This window comes from Proteus sp. FME41, from assembly GCF_014897315.1.
Classification (GTDB): domain Bacteria; phylum Pseudomonadota; class Gammaproteobacteria; order Enterobacterales; family Enterobacteriaceae; genus Proteus.
The window spans coordinates 23,094-33,983 of record NZ_JABUYL010000011.1; the positions used below are offsets into that span (position 1 = coordinate 23,094).

Annotated in this window: 13 protein-coding genes and 1 tRNA gene; 11 read left to right on the plus strand and 3 right to left on the minus strand. The window is 37.0% G+C overall.

The window, feature by feature from the left end; translation table 11 throughout:
- The first annotated feature begins 14 nt into the window (after positions 1 to 14).
- On the plus strand, positions 15 to 1,316 hold the full coding sequence (gene eno, locus INT04_RS11370; RefSeq protein ID WP_193016249.1) for a phosphopyruvate hydratase: 1,302 nt from the start codon (positions 15 to 17) through the stop codon (positions 1,314 to 1,316).
- 321 nt (positions 1,317 to 1,637) lie between these two features.
- Positions 1,638 to 3,020 carry an SLC13 family permease gene (locus tag INT04_RS11375; protein ID WP_193016250.1) on the plus strand — a complete coding sequence of 461 codons (1,383 nt, stop codon included), beginning with the start codon at positions 1,638 to 1,640 and terminating at the stop codon, positions 3,018 to 3,020.
- A 245-nt stretch (positions 3,021 to 3,265) separates the two neighbouring features.
- On the opposite strand, the gene mltD is transcribed toward INT04_RS11375, so the two are convergent.
- Together mltD and gloB are read right to left on the minus strand one after the other, a co-directional pair.
- A complete protein-coding gene (gene mltD, locus INT04_RS11380) occupies positions 3,266 to 4,600 on the minus strand; it encodes a murein transglycosylase D (protein ID WP_193016251.1) in 1,335 nt (444 codons plus the stop codon).
- Between the two features lie 73 nt (positions 4,601 to 4,673).
- Positions 4,674 to 5,429, minus strand: coding sequence for a hydroxyacylglutathione hydrolase (gene gloB, locus INT04_RS11385; protein ID WP_193016252.1), 756 nt, complete (start codon positions 5,427 to 5,429; stop codon positions 4,674 to 4,676).
- A gap of 37 nt (positions 5,430 to 5,466) precedes the next feature.
- Between gloB and INT04_RS11390 the strand changes: the two genes are divergently transcribed.
- Positions 5,467 to 6,180, plus strand: coding sequence for a class I SAM-dependent methyltransferase (locus tag INT04_RS11390; protein ID WP_193016253.1), 714 nt, complete (start codon positions 5,467 to 5,469; stop codon positions 6,178 to 6,180).
- 21 nt (positions 6,181 to 6,201) lie between these two features.
- Here the strand turns inward: INT04_RS11390 and rnhA are convergent, their stop codons facing one another.
- On the minus strand, positions 6,202 to 6,687 hold the full coding sequence (gene rnhA, locus INT04_RS11395; RefSeq protein WP_193016254.1) for a ribonuclease HI: 486 nt from the start codon (positions 6,685 to 6,687) through the stop codon (positions 6,202 to 6,204).
- A 65-nt stretch (positions 6,688 to 6,752) separates the two neighbouring features.
- Here rnhA and dnaQ point away from each other — a divergent pair, with 65 nt between their 5' ends.
- The 8 genes from dnaQ (at position 6,753) to INT04_RS11435 (ending at position 10,713) form a co-directional block, all read left to right on the plus strand.
- Positions 6,753 to 7,505: a DNA polymerase III subunit epsilon gene (gene dnaQ, locus INT04_RS11400; protein ID WP_193016255.1), complete on the plus strand. Its 753-nt coding sequence runs from the start codon at positions 6,753 to 6,755 to the stop codon at positions 7,503 to 7,505.
- Positions 7,506 to 7,628: 123 nt separating this feature from the next.
- Positions 7,629 to 7,705, plus strand: a tRNA-Asp gene (locus INT04_RS11405).
- A gap of 175 nt (positions 7,706 to 7,880) precedes the next feature.
- Positions 7,881 to 8,276, plus strand: coding sequence for an immunity 22 family protein (locus INT04_RS11410; protein WP_193016256.1), 396 nt, complete (start codon positions 7,881 to 7,883; stop codon positions 8,274 to 8,276).
- A 33-nt stretch (positions 8,277 to 8,309) separates the two neighbouring features.
- Positions 8,310 to 8,852 (plus strand): nuclease, encoded by a 543-nt coding sequence (locus INT04_RS11415; RefSeq protein WP_193016257.1) that lies wholly within the window; start codon positions 8,310 to 8,312, stop codon positions 8,850 to 8,852.
- Positions 8,836 to 9,210 (plus strand): hypothetical protein, encoded by a 375-nt coding sequence (locus INT04_RS11420; RefSeq protein WP_193016258.1) that lies wholly within the window; start codon positions 8,836 to 8,838, stop codon positions 9,208 to 9,210. Before INT04_RS11415 ends, INT04_RS11420 begins: the two co-directional genes overlap by 17 nt.
- Positions 9,207 to 9,536, plus strand: coding sequence for a hypothetical protein (locus INT04_RS11425; protein ID WP_193016259.1), 330 nt, complete (start codon positions 9,207 to 9,209; stop codon positions 9,534 to 9,536). The genes INT04_RS11420 and INT04_RS11425 overlap by 4 nt, the downstream gene beginning before the upstream one ends.
- A 15-nt stretch (positions 9,537 to 9,551) precedes the next feature.
- Positions 9,552 to 9,956, plus strand: coding sequence for a hypothetical protein (locus INT04_RS11430; RefSeq protein WP_193016260.1), 405 nt, complete (start codon positions 9,552 to 9,554; stop codon positions 9,954 to 9,956).
- Positions 9,957 to 10,254: 298 nt separating this feature from the next.
- Positions 10,255 to 10,713 (plus strand): hypothetical protein, encoded by a 459-nt coding sequence (locus tag INT04_RS11435; protein WP_193016261.1) that lies wholly within the window; start codon positions 10,255 to 10,257, stop codon positions 10,711 to 10,713.
- Positions 10,714 to 10,890: the final 177 nt, after the last annotated feature.

The following is a 10,890-nucleotide window of genomic DNA, read 5'->3' on the forward strand; positions in this document are numbered from 1 at the left end:
CAGAGGAAAACCGAATGTCCAAAATCGTTAAAGTACTTGGTCGTGAAATTATTGATTCTCGTGGCAACCCAACGGTTGAAGCAGAAGTTCACTTAGAAGGTGGTTTTGTTGGTATGGCGGCGGCTCCATCAGGCGCATCAACAGGTTCTCGTGAAGCTTTAGAATTACGTGATGGTGATAAATCACGTTTCTTAGGTAAAGGTGTTCTGAAAGCGGTTTCTGCTGTTAATGGTCCAATCGCTAAAGCGATCCTTGGCCAAGATGCAAAAGACCAAGCTAACATCGATAAAATCATGATCGATTTAGATGGTACTGAAAACAAATCAAACTTTGGTGCAAACGCAATCCTTGCGGTTTCTTTAGCAAGCGCAAAAGCAGCTGCGGCTGCAAAAGGTATGCCTTTGTACGAGCACATTTCTGATCTGAATGGTACTCATGGTCAATACTCTATGCCTCTGCCAATGATGAACATCATCAATGGTGGTGAGCATGCAGATAACAACGTTGATATCCAAGAATTCATGATCCAACCTGTTGGTGCTCCTTCTCTGAAAGAAGCTGTACGCATGGGTTCAGAAGTTTTCCATCACTTAGCGAAAGTGCTGAAATCTAAAGGCATGAATACAGCAGTGGGTGATGAAGGTGGTTATGCACCAAACTTAGAATCTAATGCTGCTGCATTAGCAGTTATCAAAGAAGCTGTTGAAAATGCAGGTTATGTTTTAGGTAAAGACATTACTCTGGCTATGGACTGTGCAGCTTCTGAGTTCTACAACAATGAGACAGGTAACTACGAACTGAAAGGCGAAGGCAAAACCTTCACTTCACAAGAGTTCACTCATTACTTAGAAGAACTGACTAAACAATATCCAATCGTTTCTATCGAAGATGGTTTAAACGAATCTGACTGGGATGGTTTCGCATACCAAACTAAAGTTCTTGGTGACAAAATCCAACTGGTTGGTGACGACCTGTTTGTAACTAACACTAAGATCCTGAAAGAAGGTATCGATAAAGGTATCGTTAACTCAATTCTGATCAAATTCAACCAAATCGGTTCACTGACAGAAACCTTAGCAGCAATCAAAATGGCGAAAGATGCTGGCTATACAGCTGTAATCTCTCACCGTTCTGGTGAAACTGAAGATGCTACTATCGCTGACTTAGCCGTTGGTACAGCTGCAGGCCAAATCAAAACAGGTTCTATGAGCCGTTCTGACCGTGTTGCTAAATATAACCAACTGATCCGTATCGAAGAAGCATTAGGTAATAAAGCACCTTTCAACGGTCTGAAAGAAGTTAAAGGTCAAGCATAAGCTTGTACTTTTGATTAAAAAATCTTATTAATACCGAAGAGGAGAACCTTGTGTTCTCCTCTTTTTTTAGTTTTCTTTATAAGAAAAACAGAATATTTAGCCTTAATAGTTTTAAAAAAGTGTGACCAGTAAGAGAAAATAGTGTTCAATTATTGCTCTTTTATTAATAAATCGATTAATTCTCGTGGATGAGATCCCAATTATCAGCTTTGCGCATTTTCAATAGTCAGAAATGTTTTTATATTTCACATATAGCCTATTTTGTTAACAATTATGGCCTGATGAACCTAATGTTCATATCAGCTAATGTGGAGTATTATCATGGACGCGTCTAATTTAGCCCCATCGGCAAAATCAAGCCCGATAAATAAACGAGGGTTAATTATTCTAGCAATAGATGTGGTTGTTCTACTGCTACTGTTAGAGTTTTTACCTTATGATCCTAAAGCCAATGCAGGTTTAGCCTTAATGGTGTTTGTGGGGGTGCTATGGCTGACTGAAGCTATTCACGTTACGATCACGGCATTATTTATCCCTATATTAGCCGTAGTCATGGGGCTAATGAATACAAATGAGTCATTAAAATCATTTGCTAATCCCATTATTTTCTTATTCTTTGGTGGATTTGCTTTAGCGACAGCACTGCATATCCAAGGGCTAGACCGCTTAATTGCTAATCGTTTATTGATGATAGCCAAAGGTAAACTCTCAATTGCAGTATTGCTGCTATTTGGTGTCACTGCATTATTATCAATGTGGATCAGCAACACGGCAACCGCCGCAATGATGTTACCATTAGTGTTAGGTATTTTATCTAACTTAGATATTCGTTCAGAACGTAACACTTTTGTTTTCGTATTATTAGGTGTTGCTTATAGTGCCAGTATCGGTGGCTTAGGAACATTAGTTGGGAGTCCACCTAATGCGATTGCAGCAGCCCAATTAAACTTAGATTTTATTACGTGGATGAAATACGGTATTCCAATCATGTTGGTATTATTACCTATCATGTTTATTGTTATGTATCTCATGCTACGTCCTAACTTAAAACATAAGTTTGACCTGAAATTAGAAGTATTAGAGTGGAATAACAAACGTGTTATTACCATGGTTATCTTCTTAGCAACAGTATTTTGCTGGATCTTCAGCTCTTTCATCAGCAGTGCTTTTGGTGGTGTAAAAGATCTCGATACCATCATTGCAGTGAGTGCAGCCATCGTTATTGGTGTAACTGGTGTGGCAAGTTGGAGCCAAATCCAAGAAAACACAGAGTGGGGCGTATTAATGCTGTTTGGTGGTGGTTTAACACTCAGCGCAATTTTACAAACTTCTGGTGCGAGTCTGGTTATGGCTGATTTGATGAAAGAGACCTTTGGTGAAAGCCACTGGTTTGTGATTATCCTTGCGGTAACTACCTTTATCATCGTCCTGACAGAATTTACAAGTAATACTGCGAGTGCGGCATTATTAGTGCCAATCTTTGCAACGGTTGCCCAAGCATTAGGTATGCCAGTAATGGCATTAACAATGATTATCGGTATCGGTGCATCATGTGCATTTATGTTACCTGTAGCGACACCACCAAATGCGATTGTCTTTGGCTCGGGTTATATCAAACAGATAGAAATGGTACGAGTGGGTGGTGTACTTAACCTCGTCTGTATCTTAGTTATCTCTCTGTTTGCGTGGTTCTTCTGGCTGTAACTTAATACGCTAAATTTATCGTGTAGAGATAAATAGAGAGCGCTTGATAGTGAATATCAGGCGCTTTTTTATTGCCTATTATTGGAATAAATAGCGTCGTTCTCACAGATATAACAAGAGAAAGGAATAGAACAGTAAGAGAAGTAATATACAATTTTTGATAGAACGTAAAAAGCCATCAATATTAAGACAAAATATGTCATAACATTTGATGGCTTTTAAATCAAAATAGAAAACAAGGTTAACTATTTTGTGTAAAGCGTAAGTTGTGTTCCTGGTTTTAACATTTTAATGTCTGAGTTCCAGCTCATTAATAATTTAAGGTTAATACCATGACGACGTGCAATGCTGTAATAAGAGTCACCCTGCCGAACTTTATAATAACTCGGAGACGGTTTTGTTGGTTTTGTAGTAGTACTATTACTGATACTGCCAGCATTATGAATTTTTAGTGTCTGCCCAACTAGCAGTGTACTTTTTGCATTCAATCCGTTAATACGTTGTAAGTCTTTTATACTCATATTATAGCGATGAGCAATAGCATAAAAAGAATCCCCTGAACGAACTTTATAGATACCTTCTTGCTTAATCGATTGATTTGCTTTGGCAACGGCTAAGCGAATGGTTTCTAACACCGCTTCATCTTCAAAAGCATTACGGAATTGATCAAGTTTATTACGAGGCAACATGATAACGTGTGGACCATTCGGTGCGGTTATGCCACGTTTATAGCCAGGGTTATAATCTTTTACGGTATTAATTGATAGCTGACTTAATTCGGCAACTTTGTTTAATGTGATTTGCTCACCGACATCAATTGAAGCTAGCGCTTTATCGCGATAGTTACTTTTAGGAAACGTTATGGTTTCTTCATTCTCACGGATAACTTTACTCAATGCTAGAATTTTAGGCACATAATTCATGGTTTCTTTAGGTAAAGAGAGTGACCAATAGTCTGTTGGTAGGTTTTTACTTTCATTTGCCTTTATTGCTTGCATAACACGGCCTTCGCCCGCGTTATAAGCAGCAAGGGCAAGTGCCCAATCACTATCAAACATTACATAAAGACGTTCAAGTAAATCAAGTGCGGCGTTGGTTGATGCCATCACATCACGGCGTCCGTCATACCATTGGTTTTGTGCCAAACCATAGTAATTACCTGTTATTGGCACAAATTGCCATAAACCTGCAGCATTTGCAGAAGAGGTAACGTGGGGATTAAATGCACTTTCAACCACAGGAACTAAAGCGAGTTCCATCGGTAAATCACGTTTTTCAATTTCATCAATAATCGAATACATATAAGGTTCAGCGCGAGAAGCAACGCTTTGTATATGTTTTGGATTATTTAAAAAGTATAACTCTTGCTGCGAGATCCTTTCATTCTCAGGGAGATCCATTTTTAATTCACTTACTACATAACCCCATAAGTTGGTTTTTACATCATATTGAGGTTGATAAGAAGTTGAAGTCCCTTTCGTTGACGTTGGTGTTATCGCAGACAAATTGGGTTTGATGTTCTCAGATTGCTGGCAACCCGCCAATAGCAATATGGAGAACAAAATCGCTTTTGTCTTCATAATAGAAAATTCATCCTGTGTGTTTTTGAACCAAATAATACTTAGTGTGCCAACATAAAACAACCAATAGAAATTAAAAGTTGTCTTTTAATTCTCTTAATTTTGTAAATGTCTTAATTGGAGCATAAGTGTTAGTGGTTATACCTAAAATCCTTTGTAAATCAATATCGTCAGATTTTAGAAAAAGATTAATATTCTTTTCGTTTTTCAGTGTTATCGGCACTGTAGGTTGTAATTTCTTACGCATTTCACTAACTTGGGCTAAATAATCGGTAATAAGTGCATTTTCTGGCATGATATGATGTGCAAAGGCCATATTTGAAAGGGTGTATTCATGAGCACAGCAAATTAAGGTGTTATCGGGTAATGCACTTAATCTTTGTAATGAACTAAACATCTGTTGTGCTGTACCTTCAAATAAACGGCCACATCCACCAGAAAAAAGTGTATCGCCACAAAATAAATATGGCTCGCAATAATAAGCAACATGACCCAATGTATGGCCCGGTGTGCCAATCACGTTAAAAGTGAAAGAGCCAATAATGATGCGCTCTTGATTATGAATAATATTTTCAGCCCCTTTATTTTGTGTTTCTTGTGGGCCAAAAACGTCAATGTTAGGATATTTTTTGACAAGTTCAGCAACACCACCAACATGATCGTCATGATGGTGAGTTAATAGAATTGCGATAGGAGTGAGTGATCGTTGTGAGAGCATTTCAATAACAGGCCCTGCTTGTGAAGGATCAACAATCACACATTCACTATTTTCATTACTCAACAGCCAAATGTAGTTATCGGATAAAGCAGGAATTCTGATAAGCTCCATATAAGTTACCTTACTTATAAATATAAAGGGTTAAACGATGAAAGCAGCGCGTTCGGTAAAACCAATGATGATGCCAGATTCTTGGCGAGATATTCCTTGGGGAGAATATTATCGCATGGCAATTGAACTGCGTTTACAAAATTGGTGGCCGAAAATATATGGCTTTCATTTACTTAAACTCGGTCAACTCAGTGCCGAATTGGATACCAAATTAAGTGTCGTGTCACATCAAGTCAATGTGACCGCTAATGCAATAAATGCGGATGTTGTTGCATCTTTAGATCACTTGCCCTTTGAAAACAAATCAGTAGATGTTTGCCTTATGGCTCATGTGCTTGATTATAGTGCAGATCCCCATTGGCTATTACGAGAGGCCGATCGTGTTTTAATTGATGATGGCTGGATAATATTAACAAGCTTCAGCCCAATAAGTTTATTGGGCCTTGGAAAATGCACACCCATTTTGCGACAAAAACAGCCTTACTCAAGTCGTATGTTTTCACTTCGACGCCAAATCGATTGGCTTAGTGTGCTGAATTACGAAGTGATGACACAACAGAATTTTCATATTATGCCATTTTCCAGACCAATAAAACGTGATGGTAGCCGCTATCATATTGGTGGCTGTTTAAATTTAATCATTGCACGTAAAAGAACGTTTCCTTTAACACCCACTGCCATGAAATTCGCATTACCACGAATGAGTGTCAAAGGCCGAGTTTTAGGTGTTACACGTAACCACCCAGAATAATCAGGTTAAGTGTTATATTCGCTAGTCAGTAACTTTATCTTTCTGACTTTCAATATAGCCAGTATCTTCTTGAGTGGGTGACTGCGCCGCTGCTTTGGCGAGTTCATCACAACGTTCATTCTCATCATGACCCGCATGTCCTTTAACCCAATGCCATTCAATTTCATGGTGAGTAATGGCATTATCAAGGCGTTTCCACAAATCGACATTAAGCACGGGGCTTTTGTCTGCTTTACGCCATTGGCGTTTTTTCCAACTGTGGATCCATTGTGTGATACCTTGTCTGACATATTGGCTATCGGTTGTCAGTGTAATTTTACAAGGGAATTTTAACGTTTCTAATGCTACGATAGCGGCAAGAAGTTCCATCCGGTTATTGGTGGTCATAAAAAAGCCTTCACTGAGCGTTTTTTCATGTTGTTGATAGCGTAAAATAGCGCCATAACCTCCTGGACCCGGGTTGCCTAAGCATGAACCATCGGTGAATATTTCTACCTGTTTGTGCATAAAGGCGACTTATCCTTTTTGATTAATACGAAAAACTAACCCTAAGTCTGACATAAAAACGGATTATGAGCACTCCAATCACACGACAAATTGTACTTGATACCGAAACAACCGGTATGAACAAGCTGGGCGTTCATTATGAAGGCCATAATATTATTGAAATTGGTGCCGTAGAGGTCATCAATCGTCGATTAACAGGGCGAAATTTCCATGTTTATGTTAAACCGGAAAGATTAGTTGATCCTGAAGCGTTTGGTGTTCATGGTATTAGCGACGAATTTCTAGAAGATTGCCCCTCATTTGCCGATATTGCTGATGAATTTTTAGAGTATATTCGTGGTGCAGAGTTGATTATCCATAATGCATCGTTTGATATAGGCTTTATGGATTATGAGTTTAGAAAACTTAATCGTGATATCCCACCGACAGAAACCTTTTGCCAAATCACAGATAGCCTTGCAATGGCAAGGGCGTTGTTCCCAGGTAAGCGAAATAATCTCGATGCCTTATGTGATAGATACTTAATAGATAACTCTAAGCGTACTCTTCACGGCGCGTTATTGGATGCCGAAATACTTTCTGATGTCTACTTGGCAATGACTGGGGGACAAACGGCATTAGCATTTTCAATGGAAGGCGAAACAACCAATGAGCAAGAAGGTGATGATATTCAGCGTATTGAACGCCCTGTTTCAGGCTTAAAGGTCATCAAGGCTACCGCAGAAGAATTAATTGAACATGAATCTCGATTAGATTTAGTTGAGAAGAAAGGTGGGCATTGTTTATGGCGCCCCGCATCAAATGATGAGATTGTTTGAATATAAAAAAAGCATAAAGGGCAACTTGAGATTAAAAATTATCCAAATGCATCTTTTTGTTAGAAAAACAGTTGACGGCAAGGCAAGAGATTCGTAATATTCACCTCGTCCGAAAGGATACGCGGAGCGGTAGTTCAGTTGGTTAGAATACCTGCCTGTCACGCAGGGGGTCGCGGGTTCGAGTCCCGTCCGTTCCGCCAACATTCCAAACCCCAGCATTTATGCTGGGGTTTTTGCGTTTATAGCCTCAAACCATTTTCTCTCTCCTTATTTTTCTAAGCCATTATTTCTTGCTTTCAATATTTGATATCACTATCTTAGAATTTATTAATGATATTAATGTCATATGCAACGGTATTTTGCAGGGTAATCAATATGGAAAATAAAGTACATTTATGGATTGGCAGTAACTTCTCTTCGGAAGAAGAATATAGGCATTATTTTGAGTTAGACTATTCTGAGGAAGACGGAATTGACTCTCCTAATTATAGAGTCTGTGGATTCTGCAAAGATCTGGGCATAGTGTGGTACGACGAAGATTTTATTGGTGTTATTCCTCGTTTTGATAACAATGTTACGCTTGATGACGTTTTGGTAGATGCTGCTGTTGATGAAAGTGAAATATCGTCAATTAAGGCCAAGTGTGAAGCGTTAGGTATTAAAAATGCCAATGCCATATTTTGGTATCAAGATCCTGAACTTGTTATCAAAGAGAGCGGTAATCAAACCTATAATAATTTACACTATATTGGCGAATATAATGGTGATTAAGCGGTTTAAAAATCAACTTAGATGGAAATAATCATGCTATTAACGCTTGATGAAATCGAAAGGCAACTAGAAAATAAATTTTCCCCTTTGGGAGAAGGTTTTAATGATTTAATTCTTGCTAAAAGAACGATACCACTTACTGATTTAGATTTATTAGAACAAACGTTAACGCTTTCCTTTCCTGATGATTTTACCTCTTTTATCTCTCTCTATAATTTAGATAATTTCTCATTATTTAATCTCAGTTTTGGCTGTGGTGAAGATTATCTTGAAAGACTTTTCATGCTAAATAGCCCGAATGAGTTTACTCAGTGGTGGATTGGAGATAAACGACCTGATAGTTTGATTGTGATTGCCTTGTCAGATCCTTACACCATTTTGTTAAACACACAGACAGGCGCAATTTTTGCGATGACGAGTGAGTCAACCATGGACAGTTTTGAACATATAGCTGCTAATTTTTTTATTTTTTTTAGTGCAGTTGCTACTCTGTTTTTAACCGATATTTCGTCAGATAGCGTTATCAAACTAACTTCCTCTCAAACAACCTCGTTTTGGCATGAAATTAAATATTAATAAGATGAAAAATATAAAGAAAAAAGAGCTAGTTTATGATGGTTTTGAAGATGATTTTTATCAGTTAAATCATCTTATTCAATGCCCTTATTATGATGAAGATATGTTAGTTAGCGTAACGCAATTAAGAGACTTAAACAGCCTAGATGAAGATGTAAAACAGCAGGTAATAAATAAGGTTAAAGGACTGACTTTAAATTTAGGAATGCACTATAACTATGATGGATTATCGGTAATGTATGATATCCAAAAATCAAAAAAAGAGAAGGTACAGTTGCTTGGTTTATTTGCTATTGGTGAAAGGCAACCAGCACGGTATCAAATCATAGTCTTAGGGATATTTAGGATTAATTTATGAACACGGAATTTTATTTACGTTTAAGTATGCTATCTAAAATGCTCGACCATTTTTATTATCAAGAATTTGAAACTGAACAAGCCGAATACAGTAAAAATAAAGAAATAAAACAAGCCATTGTTCAGTTTATCCTTGAAATGAAAGAACATGGTGAACACGCATTAGTTGATGAGGCTCTAAACCTTATATTTCATAATACCGGTTGTCATATTGATTGCGAAATTCTAGATGAAATCATGCTTCCTGTTATTAAACAAAATATCATTACGTCAGAATTGATTGATAAAAACCTGAGAGAAAACTCACCTATGGGGCGTTGGTTCTGACCATTGGGAGTAATAATGGCATTATATAAATTTGGTTTTATTGCACACACTCAAGGTGCACTCATTGATGTAAAAGACACGAAAAATCGGTTGTTTTCATATTTTATACTCAACGATGGCGATAATAAATTTCTTCAATACACAAAGCATTATGGTAAAGCACAAGAAGAAATTAAATTAGAACATTTACGTTCAGCAGATTATCTTCCTCTCAATATAAGTATTCCTGTTTTTTCTAAAAGAATGATTAATATATTAAAAAAAGAATTTATCCATGAAATAAAAGAATATGAGTGTATTGTGAGTTGTGAAGGAGAAGAACTCATTTTTTATATGTGTTTTATTGATAAATTTTTAGACCTTATCGATATTGAAAAATCAAAATTTAGCAAAATCCGCCGTAAACCCTCGCCCAATTGAAGTGACCCCATAAAGTTGGACTGTTCATTTACGGCTGGGAGCAGTCACATAATGCCAGTGAAAGAATTTGTGATAATTATAATGTACATAAGGAAAATATTAAGCGCCTATTTGAGATTGTACCCGAGCATTTAAAAGATCAACTAAAGTGGGATGGGCCAGAATAAGAATGAAATATTTTGCTAGAGTTGTTGCCCTCAATCCTCATGTGGAAGAAGAAGTTACACTCTCTTTTGGTGAATATGAAATTTGTTGAAAGCAAACAGAATTAACGTAGAAATAATTGAGTCTATTAGCTATGAGCTTTTTTAACGAAATCCAACAAAAAATCAGCATTACACCTTTCTTTTCTAATATGGGGAAGGTGAGCATTGATGATAAGAAAATTATCTCTTTTCAAAGTATCCAAGCTTGTTTTGAATCGTCTTTAAATGTCGAATGGTTGCCCACTTCTCCCACACAAGATGACCCTTTCTATATAAAGCAAGAATACCCCAAAGATTTGGTTGAGATGCGATTACTTGTCAGTAAAGCGGTGATAGAGAGCCTAAAAAAATTTCCGGTGTCAGATAGTCAATTTCAATACAATGCACATAACTTTAAAATTGCAGCAAGAAATGCGATATGTTTCGCATTTAGGCAGTATCTTACTGAAAAGTATTTCAATTATGGTGACAACTGGGAAAATATCATTCAGATTTACTACCAAGGTCATTTTCCGATAGGTTTTTATAAAAAGAAATTAGTGGTGATTTAATCGTTAGGCTACTTAATTTTACTTTTATCTATATATAATATAAATAAGGTTTTTATTATCTAATTAGTCAATTATCTTCTTATTTCCTTTTTTATACTTGTATAATTCTGCTTATTACTAATAAATTCAGTTAATTATTAGGCTATAATAAAAACAGACACGGTATTTATTTGATTT

Excerpts from the sequence above, each read along its gene's own strand:
- INT04_RS11430 (WP_193016260.1), top strand. The coding sequence starts at position 9,552 with ATGGCATTATATAAATTTGGTTTTATTGCACACACTCAAGGTGCACTC.
- INT04_RS11415 (WP_193016257.1), top strand. The coding sequence starts at position 8,310 with ATGCTATTAACGCTTGATGAAATCGAAAGGCAACTAGAAAATAAATTT.
- INT04_RS11435 (WP_193016261.1), top strand. The coding sequence starts at position 10,255 with ATGAGCTTTTTTAACGAAATCCAACAAAAAATCAGCATTACACCTTTC.
- gloB (WP_193016252.1), bottom strand. The coding sequence starts at position 5,429 with ATGGAGCTTATCAGAATTCCTGCTTTATCCGATAACTACATTTGGCTG.
- dnaQ (WP_193016255.1), top strand. The coding sequence starts at position 6,753 with ATGAGCACTCCAATCACACGACAAATTGTACTTGATACCGAAACAACC.
- INT04_RS11425 (WP_193016259.1), top strand. The coding sequence starts at position 9,207 with ATGAACACGGAATTTTATTTACGTTTAAGTATGCTATCTAAAATGCTC.
- INT04_RS11390 (WP_193016253.1), top strand. The coding sequence starts at position 5,467 with ATGAAAGCAGCGCGTTCGGTAAAACCAATGATGATGCCAGATTCTTGG.
- mltD (WP_193016251.1), bottom strand. The coding sequence starts at position 4,600 with ATGAAGACAAAAGCGATTTTGTTCTCCATATTGCTATTGGCGGGTTGC.
- INT04_RS11420 (WP_193016258.1), top strand. The coding sequence starts at position 8,836 with ATGAAATTAAATATTAATAAGATGAAAAATATAAAGAAAAAAGAGCTA.
- rnhA (WP_193016254.1), bottom strand. The coding sequence starts at position 6,687 with ATGCACAAACAGGTAGAAATATTCACCGATGGTTCATGCTTAGGCAAC.
- eno (WP_193016249.1), top strand. The coding sequence starts at position 15 with ATGTCCAAAATCGTTAAAGTACTTGGTCGTGAAATTATTGATTCTCGT.
- INT04_RS11375 (WP_193016250.1), top strand. The coding sequence starts at position 1,638 with ATGGACGCGTCTAATTTAGCCCCATCGGCAAAATCAAGCCCGATAAAT.
- INT04_RS11410 (WP_193016256.1), top strand. The coding sequence starts at position 7,881 with ATGGAAAATAAAGTACATTTATGGATTGGCAGTAACTTCTCTTCGGAA.